Consider the following 17,994-nt stretch of genomic DNA (forward strand, 5'->3'; position numbering starts at 1 on the left):
GCAGCATTTATCTGACTAAGATTAAACTTTCTTAGTATCAATGCACAACAAAATTTATAAATGATCCGTATCAATACAATAGATTTTACGCTTTGCAGGTACATCAAATGGCTGTGAAATAGGACGGACATTATTGATGACCCATGCCCAATAACCTTCCGCCCAGTAGCTTGCACAGGCTGCGTCAAATTCGTCTGCTCGCCAACGATGCACTGATTCAATATCAACGATAGCAACTGCTCTTCCCATTTCCTCAGGATATTCAGATGTTAGAAATTGAGTATTTTCAACAATGACCAAGTCATGCAGAGGTAATTCTTTAGGCGTCCAAGAGCGTATTTCTAACGTTTTTAAACCTTGAGCAATTTTGCTTGCGCTGGGTGCAACAATAGATAAAGCAGGATATGTTTTGGTCATGCATAAGTTCCATCAACTATTTTCAAGCAATAAAAAAGGAGCAAATCAATGCTCCCTCTTCACTGTATAAAATTAAGGTTTAGGCTTTTCTTCCGCAGCTTTCACACGAATCCCCATACCTTTCACTTTAAGGGTGTTTAAACCTTTAATGGCTTTGATCGCTTCACGCCCACTTGGCATTTCAATAAAACCAAAACCTTTAGATTTTTTGGTTTCAGCATCCATCACCACCACAGCTGAATCTACTGCACCATAAGGCTTAAACAGTTCAAGTAATTCTGCTTCAGTTACTGAACGCTCTAAATTACGCACTAAAATTTTCATGATCAAACCTTCATTATCTTCACTATAGTTTAATCTAAATCAATACCAAAATCTAAATGAATCGCCTTTCGTTCGATCAAGGCACTTTTCACCGTTTGTTCACGTTGACGATAATGTGTTTCAGTGATGCATAAATTGCGTGTTAAATCATTTAGAAAATAGCTTTCTACTTTACGTCCTTGTTCATCAATTTGGCTCTGTGTCCAGAAACTTAAATTTTGTTTGGTCAAAATCAGTTCATTTTTTGCACGAGTCAATGCCACATAAAGCACACGACGTTCTTCTTCAACTTCATCAAAATCCCCTTGTGCACGGGCATGTGGATATTGCCCTGCTGACACATTAGCAACATAACAGACTTTTTGTTCTGTCCCTTTTGCAGAATGAATGGTAATGAGCGTAACAACATCATCGTGTGACTGACGCTCAATTTCGGAAATAGAGATAGGATCGAGTACATATTCTTCTAAAAATTCACTGAGTTGAGAATGCTTAGACGCCAACTGTTTCACCAAATCAAAATCACCTACGCGTTTATGCCAGTCTTTTTTGGCATAGTTTTCTTCAAGTTGATTAATGATCGCTTCGACGCCCAATTTGACACAGGCTTCAACTTCGGTTTTTAGCACGGACATTTGCTTTATGATCAGCAAAGTATTTTCAGGAATACGTCCAAACTTTTCCAATTTTTCAGCAATTTTGTCCAGATCTGGATCGGTTAAAAGTTGCTGTGCGAGTTTACTTGCACCGACATCACCGACACCATTCCACAGCGTCAAGAATCGCATCCATGCAATATCATCCAAAGGATTAGCAATCACACGCAGTAAACTGAGTAAATCTTTCACATGTGCAGTTTCGAGCAGCTTCATGCCACCAATAAAACGATACGGCACATTGGCTTGGATAAATGCTGCTTCAATATGACGAGCCGCAAAAGCTGAGCGTACCAAAACCATATGATCATTCCACGCTGTGGCTTCAAGTAAATGACGCTCTTTAATATCAATGGCGATCCATTTTGCCTCATCAAACTCATTTGGAAAAACATGCATGCGTGGTTTGATGCCATCACCCCGATAAGCTTCGAGTTTTTTATCATATTTAATGGCACTTTGATCGAGCAACCAATTGGATAAGTCTAAAATTTCTTGGGTTGAACGATAGTTTTTTTCGAGTTTAAAAATCTGTGCATCAGGCACACGTTCTTTGAAATGGTGAATATTTTCAAAATCTGCGCCACGGAAACCATAAATTGACTGTGCATCATCCCCTACACAAAACAATGAAGTTTTGTCTTTGAGTGGTTCTAGAATTGCCCATTGCAGTGGATTTGTATCTTGCATTTCATCCACCAACATATGCTGACACAAGCTTGCAACATAATCGGTCAAACCTTCGGATTGCGCCAAGCCTGAAGCCACCACTGCCAAAATATCATCATAATCGAGAAAATGACGTGCCTGTTTACGTGTCTCGTACTCTTTCATGATCTCAGCAATTTGATCTTTATATTCTAAAAACTCAGGCAATTGCTTTTCTAAAGCCAAACTGAGTTTTTGACGAGTATTTCGGGCAAATGAATATAGATCACAGAGTTGTTGCGGTTTGGGTAAGGCATTTGGATTCTTTTTATCGTCTTTGCCCCGAATCAAGCGGAACAACATGAGTTGATCATCACGATCAATAATGGAGAATTGTTCCAATCCAAATGCTTTCGGTACACGGCGCAGCAGGTACATACAAAATGTATGAAAGGTTGATGCACGCAGACCTTTAGCAGCATCACCTAAGGCAAGTTCCACACGAGCGACTATTTCACTTGCTGAACGGCGGGTAAAGGTCAAAATCTGAATTTGATTGGCAGGCACACCTTGATCTATAAGATAAGCTGCACGTGCCACGATGGTTTTGGTTTTGCCACAACCTGCCCCTGCAAGGACTAGACTGTGTTTGCTTTCAGTCGTAGCTGCTTGTTTTTGCTGAGGGTTTAATTCGTTGATCAGGTTGGTTAAACTCATGGGTACTCATCGTTTTGTGGATGGTGAGTAGTTTAACAGAGCTATAGATAAATTATGTGTCTTTGACTTAGAATCAAGTCTGATAATGTCGTATCAGCACCTCATAAAAATGAAGAAAAATACCATTTACCAGATTTTTAATTTTCAGACTGAAGGTAATTGCTTTTACCAACTCATTCGAACAGAAGGTTTTGATAAAGAAAAAGGGATTAAATTCAACCCTTTCATAAAAGAAGAATACGATTATAAAAGCGAAGTCGTCATGTATCCTCATGATGACTTTGATATTTATCCAAGTTTTGACTTGATTCGTTTCCACAAGATACGTTGTTTAATTCGGATCTACTCATTACGGCTTGGGGAGAGTTATATCCTAGATCATCAATTTCTGTATGTTGATGCCTTAGATATTTTAAATCGTTTTGGCAATGAACAATTTCATACCGTGAGGAAATTATTGCTCGAAAAATATGGGAAAAAGCCAGAATATTATTGGGAAAATGAGTGATTTTAATGATCTAATCTATTAGCTCCAATAAAATAAAATTTTGTATATACAATAGATAAAACTCATAACCATAAAAATCAAAATAGCAATTTTAAAATTGAATTTATTTTTTCTTACGGCTTGATCTTTCTTTTCTGATCCTTTCATTTGGGAATAGCTCAGCCAAATAATTCCTATACTTAAAAAGAAAGCGATCAATAAATATGGAAATGCATAAAGCCCATTCAGATTAGCAGCACTTAACATGGATTTTAACTCTCATTATTTTAATATTCTATGATTCTAAATTTAAAATCAAATACGATCTTTTATCAACCTCACCACATTTCCACATGTTCTTTCCAAATTTCTCTCACCATTTTTTAGTGCAGTTTGCAGATCATATGCACCATCAACTATCCCGAAAATAGCAGTAAAACCTTCATTATATAGTTCTTCAACACCTTCACCGACATAGCCTGCAAACGCAATCACAGGCTTATTTAAACGCTTCGCCACTTGCGCCACACCAAACGGGGTTTTGCCAAATTTGGTTTGAAAATCAATCCCACCTTCACCTGTAAAGACATAATCCGCTTGCACAATTTTTTCAGCAAGTTGCGTTTCTTCAATCACGATTTCCACACCTGAACGGATGGTTGCCCCTGCAAATGCCATTAAGCCAAAACCCAACCCACCTGCTGCACCTGCACCTTGAACATGAGCAAAATCCAAACCAAGTTGCTTTTTCACCAAATCGGCAAAATAACTTAGATTTTGATCCAAAATCTTGACCATTTCAGAGCTTGCGCCTTTCTGAGGTGCAAAGACATAAGATGCGCCACTTTCTCCACACAATGGATTATTCACATCACTCGCAATAATGATTTCAGTCTGTTTTAAACGAGTATCTAGTTGTGAAAGATCAATACCTTGGATTTGATTAAGCTGACCACCACCCACCGCAACAGGCTGACCATTTACATCCAAAAACCTTGCACCCAACGCCTGTGCCATACCTGTACCCGAATCATTGGTGACGCTCCCACCTAAACCAATAATAATTTTGGAAACCCCAAAATCCAATGCAGCCTTAATCATTTCCCCTGTGCCCAAAGTTGAAGTGAGCATCGGATTTCGTTGTGATTGTTCAAGCAGATGAATGCCGTTGGCAAGTGCCATTTCAATCACTGCAGTTTGGTCATGTTCAATCAAGCCAAAATAGCTTTTCACTTTTTGATGAATCAGCGGTCCTGAAACCTCAATTTCGACTTTTCGCCCCTTCCTCGCAGAAATAAGCGCATCGACTGTGCCCTCACCACCATCCGCCATAGGCACATGTATGAAAGTGGCATCGGGTATGACTTTTTCAATACCACGTTGCATCGCTAAACATGCTTGTTCAGCTGTCATACTTTCTTTAAATGAGTCAGGAGCAAGGAGAAAGGTTTTAAACATTAGATTCTTTGTGTAACTTTTATAGATATTTATTGCAGAATAACACAAGTAATCACACTAAAAAGAGCGCACGAAGCGCTCTTTTACAAATGAACTTTTCAATGACTCGCAGGTGGAATCTTTTTAATTGCTGCTGCAAAAGTTAGATAATTCACCCCTTGAAATAGAATATCCACCCCTAAAAATAACCCTAGCACCCAAAATGGTGAATCAGGAGAAGCCAAAATAATCGCACCTGTAACTAAAGTTAAAATCCCTGAAAAGAGTGTCCACCCCCAACCAGACATAGGTTTGAGCATAAAGGCATTAAAAATACGAATAAAACCACCAATTAACAAAGCAATTGCAAGTAAATTCGTCAACACTACAGCAGCTTTGATTGGTGAGTTAAACGCATAATAACCTGCGATCAAATATAAAATACCAAACAATGCCCACAGCCATCTAAAGCCACCATCAAATATTTTGAATGCTGCAATTAAGTGAATCACGCCACCGATCATCATCAGCACACCAAAAAGTAAAACAACAGTCAGTGTAGCCATACTTAAAGAAGCAAGTAAAACTAAGCCAAAAATGACCAATAATGCTCCCAATAACAAATACCATTTCCGATTTTCATGCAATTGATGACGGACAATATCATTTCCCACTGTACGCATAGTTCTTCTCGTAGTTGTTATAAAGACTCATTTTATTGTTGAACAAGAAGTTAAATTTGTCTGTATAAAATCTGCATCTTGAGCGAGAACAAAGCATCGCTTTGTTCGAAGCGCAAGACAAACGTAGTGATAAAAAATGCATCGCTTTGTTCGAAACGCAAGACTAGCGTAGCAATAAAAAAATGCATTGCTTTATTCGAAGTGCAAGACAAACATAGTGATAAAAGTAAAAGCTTATCCAGAATTGAAGATAAATGAATAATCTTTACTTAACCCAGCCTATTTCCTGAGCGGTTAAATCACTGATCATGGTATCTTCTAAATTATCAGGGGTTTTGCTTTTCGTTGCGCTCAATGGAATATAGCCACCCATGATTTCAGCATATTGTTGCGGATATCTTGGATTTTGCTCAGGATGTGCATATCCCAATGGAAAAATCGGCTGTCCTGTGTTCAGGTCATATTTATCCTTTGCACCAAAGGTATGTAAGAGTTCATGTACTAAAACGACTTTATTGCTTTCACTCTGCTTTTTAGAAGCAAATAAATTGACTGAACCAATACGACCTTTTTCAAGTGCTGTTGAGTGTTTTAGAATATGTATATTTTGAGGATCATAATAATTTAAATAAAGTGTGACAGCAGGTGCGCCATCACCATTTTCATGTTGTTTCCAAGCATAAAACCTAAACTTTAGACTCCATAGAATACTATTGAGCAGACTTGGATTTTCTGGAACTTTAGGGGGAATATTTTTAAGTTCTCGTCCGAGTTGGAAATAGACTTGAATGGGCTGTCCACGAAATTGTTTTGACTGTTGCATTAAATATAGTTTTGATTCATCTAAATCATCAATCGAAAGCTGCTGAATATAGTGCTCTGTTGCCGTTTGCCCATCCGCATTAATTGGATGAAGTAACACGATAATGGGTTTAGTCCAATCTTGATTCATATCACGCCAAGCATTCACGGCGACAATCAATAAAATGAGTAATAAAATTACAACTCGGATTTTTTTCCACATTTTCAGCACCAATCATTATCGCTTTTATTTGCGATCATCAATCTTTTGTTTTAATAACCATTCTTCAATTTTTTCCACCTGTATTTGAATTTCAGTTTCCAAGTGAGGAGAATTTTCAAATGTCCAGCTTTCATCACACTAATCGCAAGCATTCCAAAGGCTACCCAACCATTCTGGGTAATCAGCAATATTTTCAGGTAACCCCCGTGAAGCACTTAAAAAAGCCACCTCAATGTCCATGATTAGATTGCATATAGATAATGGTAGTATTTGATTATCTAAATACTCTTTCAATTTTCCTAATCAATATTTAGCTGTATATATTTCAGCTAAAACACTGCTTTGAGTAAAGTTTGAATCTATCTTTTTAACTAATTCAACTAATAAATTCTCACTATCATTTAAATTAGAATCTAAAAGCGCAAAATATTATTTATCCAATGTAATATTTTGATTTTCAATATATTCACTTACCCACTGATTAATCTGTTGAGCATTCACCCGATCAAACCACAACACTATAAGCATTTCTATTGCAGTTTTCATATTACTATTCTCTTAGTTAAAAAATACTTAACTCAAATAATTTTTTACTTAATTTCCAAAATCATATAAAAAATGCCCACCAAAGTGAGCATTTTCTTGAAAAATTTTAATAAAATTAAAAATTAAGCTTCAACCCATTTTCCATCTTGATAAACCAATGACCATTTGGTTTGTTTACCTTCAGGCGTTTCAGAACCAATATATTGCGCTTGGTTTTTACGGCTAAATTTCACCAAAGTTGGATGACCATCTGGATCTTGATCAGGTGCTTGTAAGATAAATTGGTACTTTGGATCAATCTGATCTGCAACTGTACGCAACTCAGCAACTTTAGGTGCACGTGTTTCACGAACTTTCGGGAACTTACTTGCGGCTAAGAACAGACCCGCCGCACCATCACGTAATACAAAATAATCATCATGTTTGGTTGAGCGTAAATGTTCCATTTTGATCGGGTCTACACGCGGCGGCGCAGGTTGACCATTTTTTAACATTTTGCGGGTATTGTCACAGCTTGTACATGCGAAATAAGGACCAAAGCGTCCCGTTTTCAGCTGCATTTCGCCATCACATTTATCACAAGGAATAGTTGGCCCATCATATCCTTTGATTTTGAACTCACCTTCTTCGAGTTCATAACCATTACAATCAGGGTTATTACCACAAATATGTAGCTTACGACCACCGTCAATGACATAACTATCCATGGCCGTACCGCAAATTGGGCAGCGTTTTTTCGACATCAAATCTGCAGTTTCAGCACCGTCATCGTCCGACAATGCAGCAAGTGACTCGACTGGGGTTAAATTCAATGTCCCTTTGCAACGCTCTTTCGGTGGTAAGTTATAACCAGAACAGCCAAGGAATACACCTGTTGTCCCTGTACGAATCTGCATTGGGCGTTCACATTCTTTACAATGTACTGCCTCAACTTCAACAGGAAGATTACGGCGCATGCCATTTTCACCCTGTGCAGTCGTCAAACGTTTCTTAAAATCGCCATAGAAACTGTCGAGTAACTCTTTCCAATTACGCTCACCATCGGCAACTTTGTCCAGTTGACCTTCAAGATCAGCAGTAAAAGCATAATTCATTAGATTGTTAAAACTTTCGTCCAAACGATCTGTAACGATTTCACCCATTTTCTCAGCATAAAGGCGGCGATTGTCGAGTTTGACATAACCACGATCTTGAATCGTTGAAATAATCGCGGCATAAGTCGAAGGACGACCAATGCCTTTTTTCTCAAGCTCTTTCACCAAAGATGCTTCGGTAAAACGTGCAGGTGGTTTAGTAAAATGTTGTGATGGATCAAGTTTTTCTAACTTGAGAATTTCACCCACTTTCACCGCAGGAAGTAATACATCATCATCTGATTTATTTTGACCACGAACTTTGGTAAAACCATCAAAAACTAAAGTACGACCTTTGGCTTTAAGTTCTACCCCATTGGCATCGACTAAAATAGTTGATGATAAATATTCTGCTGGGGTCATTTGACATGCGACAAATTGACGCCAAATCAAATCATATAAACGCTGTGCATCACGTTCCGCGCCTGCGAGTTGATCACCTTTTAGTGCCACATTCGATGGACGAATTGCTTCATGGGCTTCTTGTGCACCTGCTTTATTGCCATAACGATTTGGCTTTGCCGGCAAGTATTTCGTACCAAACTCAGCTTCGATATGTGTACGAACCATATTCACTGCGTCATCACTCAAGAATGTTGAGTCAGTACGCATATAGGTGATGTAACCTGCTTCATACAAACGCTGTGCAAGCATCATGGTTTTCTTTACAGAAAAGCCGAGACGTGTACTTGCGGCTTGTTGGAGCGTCGAGGTGATATATGGTGCGCTTGGATTGACCTTCGTTGGTTTATCTTCACGGGCTGAAACTTTATATTCAGCATTATTTAAAATTTTTAATAAAGCATCAGTTTGGGCTTTATTTTGCAATTTTAAAGTTTTACCACCTTGCTTGACAGCTTCTAAGCGAATGTCATCTTTGTGAGATTTGGTATCTGCAAACACTTGCCAATATTCTTCAGGAATAAAAGCACGAATTTCACGTTCACGCTCGACCACCAGTTTCACTGCCACAGACTGTACTCGTCCTGCTGACAAACCACGGGCAATTTTTTCCCATAGCAATGGTGACACCATAAAGCCCACCACACGATCTAAGAAACGGCGGGCTTGTTGTGCATTCACTCGGTTTAAATCAAGGCGTGTCGGCTGTTTAAACGCATCCTGGATCGCATTTTTGGTAATCTCATTAAAAACAACACGATGGTAACGACTATCGTCCCCCCCGATCACTTCACGTAAATGCCAAGCAATCGCTTCCCCTTCTCTATCCAAATCCGTTGCGAGATAGATTTCGTCAGCATCTTTAGCGAGTTTTTTCAGTTCAGCAACAACATGCTCTTTGCCTGGAAGCACTTCATACTGCGCTTTCCAGTCATGCTCTGGGTCAACGCCCATGCGGTTGACCAATGCCGTTTGTGCTTTTTCAGCCTTCTGTGCATCTGTCAATTTGGCACGCGTTACAGGTTTTTTTTCTGTCGTTTTACTTGAACCACCTGTCGGTAAATCACGCACGTGACCTACAGATGACTTTACAATGTAATCTGAACCTAAGTACTTATTAATGGTTTTCGCTTTTGCAGGCGACTCCACAATCACTAAGGCACGTTTCTTGCCTGCATTGGGAGTTTCTGCAGTTGTGCTTTTGGTTGTGGACCGAGGAGCTTGCGCCATAATGAACCGTCTATCCTATTTTTTTAAGTTAAATTTCAGCCAAGGAGAATAAATATGCTTTCATATCTTCTAGCTGGGTTGCTCGAAGGTCTGATTCTTCATCCCAATAGAGTCCCACACAGTTAGCTTGCATATGAATAGCATAAATACCTTTTAATGCAATGGGAAAATCATTAAATTTCGCATCGCCCTGCAACAGTTTAAGTTTTTGATCTTCTACACGTGCACGCATCAAAGGTAGGCGAGCTTCTGGAATTAACACACTATAATACGCCACCATACTGGCACGATTTTCAGTTGCCATTGGTACTTTTGTCCAATCAGGCGCTGCCACCAATCGTGGATGTAATCCCATTTTTCTGGCTTTTTCTCGCATCATACCCAGTGCTTTTTCTCTTGGGCTTACACGCAAACCAAAAATTGAGCCCATGACAAAAACAATAACAATGACTGCTACCCAAAGACCTGTGTGTTCCATAATTCACCTTTTTATTCCTATATTAGATTTGCATAAGCTGAATATAAAACGCAAGTTTGTTTGATAAATTAATTCGCAAATAAAATTGGACTATATGAAATTTGTTTTTTACTATTCACCTGAATAAGCTCATATTTCTTTAATAAATATAAACTTTCTTCTATTAATGTTTCATCTAAACATTTTTTTAAAATCGTCGTAAAACCGCTTAATGTTTTTGGATAAGGTTTATTCTGTGAATTAAAATAAGTCACGAGTTTAAATTGAATTTCAGTTAATCTTTGTTCTAATACTTCAAAATCAGCAGTTTCAGCAGTTTCAGCAGTTTCAGCAGTTTCAGCAGTTTCAGCAGTTTCAGCAGTTTCAGCAGTTTCAGCAGAAAAATCCTGCACTAATTTCCCTATAATATTTTGAAAATACTGTACTTTATTTTCATTAATTTTAATGACTTTTAATTTTTTTAGCTCTTCAATCACTGCTTTTGCAATATCCTCCTCAATTTTTAAATTTGCCTTCAAAGAGTTAATTAATGACTCTACTTTTGCAGGTTTAGAAAAATTCGATTTGGTCAAATTTTCACAATATTGATAAAGCATTTTATTTAGATTGAATTCAGATTTAATTTCTTGTATCTGTTGATATGCAATCAATGGCTTTTCATGGATAATTTTCACATCAAATTGTGCCAATTTAAGCAAATCAACAACATATTCCATTGAATGATCATTGGACATGACGTCAAAACAATACTCTTTTGCTTGCATTTGAACGGATAATTGTCCTGCAATAAACGCTAAACCAAAGTCAGCAGCATCTTTGCCTAATTTAGGCATTTTTAAAATTTTTAATTTTCCATTCATCACAAATGGCGCAAGTTTTACCAATCCATCTAAACTAAAATTCACGGGTGATTTTGCATAAACAAGATAGATTAATTGATATTGAGATAAATATTTAAGTAGTTCTTTTTCGGTTTTATGTAAATTCTCAATATCAAGTAATAAGATTTTTTTCATGCGTCCCCCAACACAATTTTAATTTTTAATTCAAATACATCTCATGACTATAAATCACATCATGCCCATTCCAATAAATATAACCTTTTTCAATCAATTCTTTGAGCAATAAACGCACATCTGCTTGTGGAAACATTTTTTCCAACAAATCTCGCAGCGCATAAATATCTTTGGGTTTATTGGTTTTTAATTCATTTAATTTTTGAATTACTTCCCACTGAATTGGATCAATTTTTTCAAAATCTTGATTTAAAAATGTTGTGTCACTTGCTTTATTTTGCTGCTTTTCCAACTCAGAAATCACCTGTTTTGCACCAGCACTGAGTTTTTCTAAAACAGCATCAATTTCTAATACTTTACGCTCTGAAACTCCATTTTTTTGTTCTAAATCAAGTTGTGACCATTGTTTCAACAATTTTTTGCGAAACCAAACTTGCTCATCCTGTTTTTTGACTATTTTTAGATTAATTAACATACCCAATAAATGTTGGGCTTTTTCAGGCACAATCTGCAAACAATTAACAAGGGAATTTTTTAATTTTTCAACCGTATTGGGTTTACCTGTCATTTTTGCGACAACATCACAATATTTTTTAATTAACTGCAAAGCAGGCTTTTTTTGAATCGTTTCAATACTTGGAAGCGTATGTTTTGAGGCTTTGGTGGTACTTTCAGGTTCAACTTGAATGAAATGACAACTCAACTCTGAACTACGCAACATATCAATGAGCATCTGACAAGTTGGCATCGCAGAAATAACTTCAATATGGCTATCTTGCTCAAGTAATGCTAAAAGTTGCCCAACCACCACCGCATATTCATATTCTTTTTCAGTGGTTTCAGGCACATCTAAAATGATGATTTGCCCACTTGCAATCAGGCTTGCCAATTCCGTTAAATCATCCAGTGCAAACTCAATTTTCCCTGCACAATTAAATAGATATAAAGCCGAATAATGTTCCATAATATCCCTTAACATTTTTAATGTTGGCATATTATTTTCAATATCAAGAAGTACGACTTTATTCTGCATAATTCAATGTTAACAAGGAAATGGAAGTCAGCATTACACCGAGCTTTTACACAAAGGTCAAATATATTTTCCGTGCGATCTCACAATTTACAGCGAAAAAACAACCTCAGCCAATATCTTAATAGTGAGGTGGGCGATTGGTCATTGGATCAAAAGCTGCAACGCCTTCTGATAAATCCGCAGACTCCACACGCTGATAAAGTAGCTTCATCTGTTTCTTTAAATCTGCAATTTCCAAACTTTGTTGTGCCACTTGATCATTTAATTGTTCGACTAAATCATCTAAAAATGTAATTCGGACTTGCAAATCTTCTATGGGTGCGGAAAATGACGCTTGATCATCAAAATTTTTCTGTTTAGTCACTTTTTAGTCCTCACTGTGGGATGTTTAGGAAACATTATGGCCTATATTACTTTAAGGGATGTCCAACTTGCGTTTGGTGGACCTGCCCTGCTCGACGGCGCAAACTTCAGTTTAGAACGTGGCGAACGAGTCTGTTTGATTGGGCGTAACGGTGAAGGTAAGTCTACTTTACTTAAACTAATTGAGGGAAGTTTATTACCTGATGCAGGTGAAGTTTCCTTGCAAAATGGCATCACCATTGCCATGTTGGCGCAAGATGTACCGATGGATTCGGGCAAAGTTGCTGACATCGTTGCTGACGGTGCAGGTGAAGCAGCTTCAGTATTAAAAGCATATCATGAAGCGAGTGATGCTTGCGTACTCGGCGACATGGAAGCCTGTGAACGCATGGGCAATCTACAACATCAGATGGATCAACTCGATGGTTGGTCACTTGAAACCAAAGTCAATGCAATTTTAAGTAAAATGGGCTTAGACCCAGAAGCAGACTTAGCAGATTTATCAGGTGGACGTAAACGCCGTGTGTTATTGGCTCGTGCTTTACTGACCCAGCCTGATGTCCTATTACTCGATGAACCAACTAACCATTTAGACGTTGAAAGTATTGAATGGTTAGAAAAATTTTTGTTGGATCAAAACAATTTAACTTTATTGTTTATTTCGCATGACCGTTCATTTGTTGACAGCATTGCAACCCGTATTGTTGAGCTAGATCGTGGGATTTTACGTAGCTATGAGGGTAACTATTCACGTTATCTTGAGCTAAAAGAACAGCAAATGGAAGCTGAAGAAAAGCAAAATGCGCTGTTTGATAAACGTTTAGCTGAAGAAGAAGTGTGGATTCGTCAAGGGATCAAAGCACGTCGTACCCGTAATGAAGGTCGTGTCCGTGCGTTAAAAGCTTTACGTGAAGAATCGAAAGCGCGTCGCTCACAACAAGGTAAAGTCAGTATGGCGACGCAAGAAGCACAACGCTCAGGTAAAGTGGTCTTTGAGATTGAAAATCTCAGCGTTACTTTTGGTGACAATGCACCGATCATCAAAGATTTCTCTGCATTGGTCTTGCGGGGTGATCGTATTGGTTTAGTCGGTGATAATGGTGTAGGTAAAACCACCCTGATTAAAGCCATTTTAGGTGAGCAAGAACATACGGGCAGCGTTAAAACAGGAACACAGCTTGAAGTCGCCTATTTTGACCAACTGCGTAATGCGCTAGATTTAGAAAAATCAGTCAAAGATAACGTATCAGAAGGTTCTGATTTCGTAGATGTGAATGGTGGTCGCCGTCATATCTATAGTTATTTGCAAGACTTTTTATTCTCACCTGAACGTGCCCGTACACCTGTAAAAGCACTGTCTGGTGGTGAACGTAACCGTATTCTTTTAGCTAAGCTTTTACTTAAACCATCCAACCTGATTGTCATGGACGAACCAACCAATGACTTGGACATGGTAACACTTGAGCTACTCGAAGAAATGCTCGGTGGCTATAAAGGTACATTACTTCTCATCTCGCATGACCGTGCCTTTATGGACAATGTCGTGACGTCGACTTGGGTCTTTGATGGTAAAGGTCATATTGACGAATATATTGGTGGTTATCAAGATTATCTTGAACAGCGCCCTGACCAAACCGTTGTGGATCAAAAGAGTGCAGTAAAAAAAGCCGCAGCAAAAGCTGCAGCGGTGGCAGCACAAGCTACGCAACCGAAAAAAGTTAAGTTGAGCTATAAAGACCAACGTGCTTTAGAGCAACTTCCTGCTGAAATGGAAGCTTTGGAAAAGGAACAAGCTGAAATTAACAACCTACTTGCAGATGGTTCATTGTTTGTTTCTGATTCAGATCAAGCCATGAAACTGTCCAATCGCTTAACCGAAATTGATGATTTATTGCTAGAAAAACTTGAGCGTTGGGAAGAGCTTGAAGAAATGAGTAAAGGTTAATTTCTATATTTTTTTAGCTGCAAAAAACTCCGCCTTTAGTGCGGAGTTTTTGATTCAAGTCCGAATTTTTCAATATGATCAACACGATATTTTCATTTTTTGATGCGCTAAAAATGCTCATAGTATTTTTAAAACATTATTTTCTGTCATTTTTTGTGCATTTATTCAAGTGCATTGATGGATAAAAATAGTGCTTAAATTTATCCCCCTCAATCATCAATAATAAATATTTTATTAAAATTCAAACCTTTAATAAAAATAAAACATCCTTCAAACATTTGGCATCTATTTTGCAAAACACCAGACAAACACAAAATTAAAATACAGGAGTGTTTGCGATGCATAACCCATCTACAACAGATACTTTTGAGGATAAAGCCACTTCCTCAGCTGCAAATGAAACATTAGAAGATTACACATTACGTTATGCACCACATAGTTTTCGTCGTTGGAGCCCTAAAGTTGTTGCCATTACCGCATTAGGCGGCATTGCCTATTTAGCTGATTTTTCAATTGGCGCAAGTATTGGTATGACGTATGGTACAACCAATGCTGTCATGTCGATCCTCTTCGCTGCGATCATTATTTTCCTGACAGGTATTCCACTTGCCTATTATGCTGCTCGCTACAATATTGATTTAGATTTGATTACTCGTGGCGCAGGCTTTGGCTATATGGGTTCAGTGTTAACCAGTATTATTTTTGCGAGTTTTACCTTTATTTTCTTTGCGCTTGAAGGTTCAATCATGGCGCAAGGTTTACTGCTCGGGCTTGGTATTCCGCTCTGGGCTGGTTATCTGATTTCCACAGTGATGGTCATTCCCCTTGTGATTTATGGCATGAAAGCGCTAAGTAAACTACAAGTATGGACCACGCCGATTTGGTTAATTTTGATGATTGGACCTGTGGCATATTTAATTCATAAAGAACCGAGTTTGGTCAGCTCTTTTGCCACCTATACAGGTACAAGCGGCTATGCACCTATGGACATGGCAGCGATTATGCTAGGTGCAGGGATTTGTTTGTCGCTGATTATGCAAATTGGTGAGCAAATTGATTATTTGCGCTTTATGCCTGCAAAAACCAAAGAAAATAGCAAATCTTGGTGGATTGCAGTCATCTCAGCAGGTCCAGGTTGGGTCATTTTGGGTGCAATTAAACAAATCATTGGTGCATTTTTAGGTTTTTATTTACTGACAAAAATTCCAGGTGTCAATGCAACTGAGCCTGTACAACAGTTCAATGCCGCTTTCCATGACATGTTACCGGGTTGGTTGGCGCTGTCTTTAGCCGTGATTTTAGTGGTGATTTCACAAATTAAAATTAATGTCACCAATGCTTATTCGGGTTCTTTAGCTTGGACGAGTGCGTATACCCGTATCAGCAAACATTATCCGGGACGCATTGTTTTTGTCATTGTTAATCTTGTCATTGCCCTTGCATTGATGGAAGGCAATATGTTTGCGGTCTTAGGTAAAATTTTAGGTTTCTATTCTAACTTTGCCATTGCTTGGGTGGTTGTGGTTGCAACGGATATTGCCATCAATAAATATGTGCTTAAGCTGTCACCGAAAGAGCCTGAATATCGTCGTGACATGTTGTATAACGTCAACCCTGTTGGAATGGTTTCTTTCCTTGCGGCTGCGGGTCTGTCCATTGCTGCATTCTTTGGCTTGTTTGGGGATTTCCTTGCTGCCTATTCTCCATTGATTGCCTTGGTTGTGGCATTTGTATTGACTCCTGTGATGGGCTTAATCACCCAAGGGAAATACTATATCAAGTCTGAAAATGATGGCATCAAAGAGCCTCGTTATGATGCTGAAGGTACGCCTGTTGCGACGGTTTATCACTGTGTGTCATGTCATGAAGATTATGAACGTCCTGATATTATGTATTCACATCAACATAATGGCGTGATCTGTTCATTGTGCAAAACCATGGAAAAATAATAAAACTAAAATAAAAATAGTTTGGTTAAATTTAAGGCTTCATTTGAAGCCTTATTTTTTGTGTTTTTTTAAAATAAAGTACTTACAAAAGTAAAAACAAACCAAGATTGATAGAAAAATTAATATTGAAACTTCCTTGTCTTATGCCATATATGAATCAGGGATGAGGAGTAATTTCAGTGAGTTAAGTATTTTTATATAAAACGATCAGATACAAAAAATCCCACATTTTCATGCAGGATTTTTTGAAATGTTCTATACATTAAGCCAAAGTAATCAACGCAACAAAGGCAGCAAAAACACCCACGATTTTTTTACCATAAGGCATGTAGTCCGCAATCACTTTCCCTAACAGTAGACCCACAGCATAAATCAGTGACATTGCCACCACCATACCTGTAACCAAGCCTACGACATGCCCTGCACCACCCAGTTCAGCACCATGCGCAACACCATGAAAAGTAACCAACATCGCCGTTGCCACAGGTAAAATCATGTTTGACTTCGACCATAATGCAATCGCAACCACCATCAGCGAAGCCACAATGCCATATTCTGCAAATACTTCAGGTATCCAATGTGCTGCCCCAATTACAAAGCCACCAACCAAAGCCAAGACCATACCAATCATGCCGATCACATTCCATTTTTTAGCGGCTGAATAAAATAACACCCCCAAAGCAATCGCCATCATCATATGGTCAAGCCCTGTGAATGGGTGTGTAAATCCTGCTGCAAAACCTGAGTGAGTTTGATCATGCCCGGGATGTGCCATTGCAAAAACAGGACTCAAGGATAAAAAAAATAAAATACTTTTTTGCCCAAATTTTGTCATTTCCATCGCTCCTCAGGCTTTAAATAAACCTTGTTTTTCAATAAATAAAATAATTTCAGCCAAACCATCTTCAGTTTTCATATTTGAAAATAAAAAGGGTTTATCACCACGCATGCGTTTTGCATCCTGATCCATCACCTCAAGATTTGCACCCACCATTGGCGCTAAGTCTGTCTTGTTAATAATCAATAAATCTGACTTGGTAATGCCCGGTCCACCTTTACGAGGAATCTTTTCACCCCCTGCAACATCAATCACATAAAGGGTTAAATCGGATAGCTCAGGGCTAAAGGTTGCAGCTAAATTATCACCACCACTTTCAATGATAATCAGTTCCAAACCCTCAAACTTTTCACATAAATCATCAATTGCAGCAAGGTTAATTGATGCATCTTCACGAATTGCTGTATGCGGGCAACCACCCGTTTCCACCCCCACAATACGATCAGGTGACATGGCTTCATTATGAGTTAAAAAGTTAGAATCTTCTTTGGTATAAATATCATTGGTGACCACTGCCATATTATATTTGTCACGTAATGCACGACATAAATTTAAGGTCAATGCCGTTTTACCTGATCCAACAGGACCACCAATTCCAACACGTAATGGACTACGTTCTGACATGATTTCTTCCTTTATTTTGTGTGAATACTAAAGTTAAATGTTGT

Annotated in this window: 17 protein-coding genes; 3 read left to right on the forward strand and 14 right to left on the reverse strand. The window is 38.3% G+C overall.

Translation table 11 applies throughout. The features are described from left to right. Positions 1–54: 54 nt before the first annotated feature. From HX129_RS03380 to HX129_RS03390, 3 genes are all read right to left on the reverse strand, one after another. Entirely contained in the window at positions 55–417 is a 363-nt protein-coding gene (locus tag HX129_RS03380) for an ASCH domain-containing protein (protein ID WP_130072105.1), read from the reverse strand. Between the two features lie 72 nt (positions 418–489). Beyond that, on the reverse strand, positions 490–741 hold the full coding sequence (locus HX129_RS03385) for an RNA recognition motif domain-containing protein (protein WP_286433646.1): 252 nt from the start codon (positions 739–741) through the stop codon (positions 490–492). Between the two features lie 29 nt (positions 742–770). Continuing rightward, complete coding sequence (locus HX129_RS03390) at positions 771–2,762, reverse strand: ATP-dependent helicase (RefSeq protein ID WP_286433644.1); 1,992 nt, start codon at positions 2,760–2,762, stop codon at positions 771–773. A gap of 109 nt (positions 2,763–2,871) precedes the next feature. On the opposite strand from HX129_RS03390, the gene HX129_RS03395 reads away from it, so the two are divergent. Beyond that, on the forward strand, positions 2,872–3,270 hold the full coding sequence (locus HX129_RS03395; RefSeq protein WP_286433642.1) for a hypothetical protein: 399 nt from the start codon (positions 2,872–2,874) through the stop codon (positions 3,268–3,270). Between the two features lie 18 nt (positions 3,271–3,288). On the opposite strand, the gene HX129_RS03400 is transcribed toward HX129_RS03395, so the two are convergent. The 9 genes from HX129_RS03400 to HX129_RS03440 form a co-directional block, all read right to left on the reverse strand. Continuing rightward, positions 3,289–3,516 carry a hypothetical protein gene (locus tag HX129_RS03400; protein WP_180045474.1) on the reverse strand — a complete coding sequence of 76 codons (228 nt, stop codon included), beginning with the start codon at positions 3,514–3,516 and terminating at the stop codon, positions 3,289–3,291. A gap of 48 nt (positions 3,517–3,564) precedes the next feature. Further along, on the reverse strand, positions 3,565–4,707 hold the full coding sequence (locus tag HX129_RS03405) for a glycerate kinase family protein (RefSeq protein ID WP_286433640.1): 1,143 nt from the start codon (positions 4,705–4,707) through the stop codon (positions 3,565–3,567). Positions 4,708–4,805: 98 nt separating this feature from the next. Next, the gene (locus tag HX129_RS03410; RefSeq protein WP_174493766.1) at positions 4,806–5,369 is read right to left on the reverse strand and encodes an HdeD family acid-resistance protein; all 564 of its coding nucleotides are present in this window, start codon (positions 5,367–5,369) and stop codon (positions 4,806–4,808) included. A gap of 265 nt (positions 5,370–5,634) precedes the next feature. After that, positions 5,635–6,393 (reverse strand): hypothetical protein, encoded by a 759-nt coding sequence (locus HX129_RS03415; protein ID WP_174493767.1) that lies wholly within the window; start codon positions 6,391–6,393, stop codon positions 5,635–5,637. A gap of 668 nt (positions 6,394–7,061) precedes the next feature. After that, positions 7,062–9,704, reverse strand: coding sequence for a type I DNA topoisomerase (topA, locus tag HX129_RS03420; RefSeq protein WP_286433638.1), 2,643 nt, complete (start codon positions 9,702–9,704; stop codon positions 7,062–7,064). A 28-nt stretch (positions 9,705–9,732) separates the two neighbouring features. Continuing rightward, positions 9,733–10,182, reverse strand: coding sequence for an ammonium transporter (locus HX129_RS03425; protein ID WP_286433636.1), 450 nt, complete (start codon positions 10,180–10,182; stop codon positions 9,733–9,735). Between the two features lie 68 nt (positions 10,183–10,250). Beyond that, positions 10,251–11,198, reverse strand: coding sequence for a PIN domain-containing protein (locus HX129_RS03430; protein WP_286435996.1), 948 nt, complete (start codon positions 11,196–11,198; stop codon positions 10,251–10,253). A gap of 25 nt (positions 11,199–11,223) precedes the next feature. Continuing rightward, the gene (locus tag HX129_RS03435) at positions 11,224–12,231 is read right to left on the reverse strand and encodes a hypothetical protein (protein ID WP_286433632.1); all 1,008 of its coding nucleotides are present in this window, start codon (positions 12,229–12,231) and stop codon (positions 11,224–11,226) included. 118 nt (positions 12,232–12,349) lie between these two features. Next, positions 12,350–12,595 (reverse strand): SlyX family protein, encoded by a 246-nt coding sequence (locus HX129_RS03440; RefSeq protein ID WP_174493770.1) that lies wholly within the window; start codon positions 12,593–12,595, stop codon positions 12,350–12,352. A 36-nt stretch (positions 12,596–12,631) separates the two neighbouring features. On the opposite strand from HX129_RS03440, the gene HX129_RS03445 reads away from it, so the two are divergent. Further along, positions 12,632–14,539, forward strand: a complete 1,908-nt coding sequence (locus HX129_RS03445; protein WP_286433628.1) for an ATP-binding cassette domain-containing protein — start codon at positions 12,632–12,634, stop codon at positions 14,537–14,539. A 338-nt stretch (positions 14,540–14,877) separates the two neighbouring features. Continuing rightward, complete coding sequence (locus HX129_RS03450; protein ID WP_130072117.1) at positions 14,878–16,488, forward strand: purine-cytosine permease family protein; 1,611 nt, start codon at positions 14,878–14,880, stop codon at positions 16,486–16,488. A 262-nt stretch (positions 16,489–16,750) separates the two neighbouring features. On the opposite strand, the gene HX129_RS03455 is transcribed toward HX129_RS03450, so the two are convergent. After that, on the reverse strand, positions 16,751–17,323 hold the full coding sequence (locus HX129_RS03455; protein WP_286433624.1) for a HupE/UreJ family protein: 573 nt from the start codon (positions 17,321–17,323) through the stop codon (positions 16,751–16,753). A gap of 12 nt (positions 17,324–17,335) precedes the next feature. After that, entirely contained in the window at positions 17,336–17,950 is a 615-nt protein-coding gene (gene ureG, locus HX129_RS03460; RefSeq protein ID WP_174493773.1) for an urease accessory protein UreG, read from the reverse strand. Between the last annotated feature and the right edge of the window lie 44 nt (positions 17,951–17,994).

It is taken from the genome of Acinetobacter sp. 251-1, from assembly GCF_030329305.1.
GTDB lineage: Bacteria > Pseudomonadota > Gammaproteobacteria > Pseudomonadales > Moraxellaceae > Acinetobacter > Acinetobacter piscicola_A.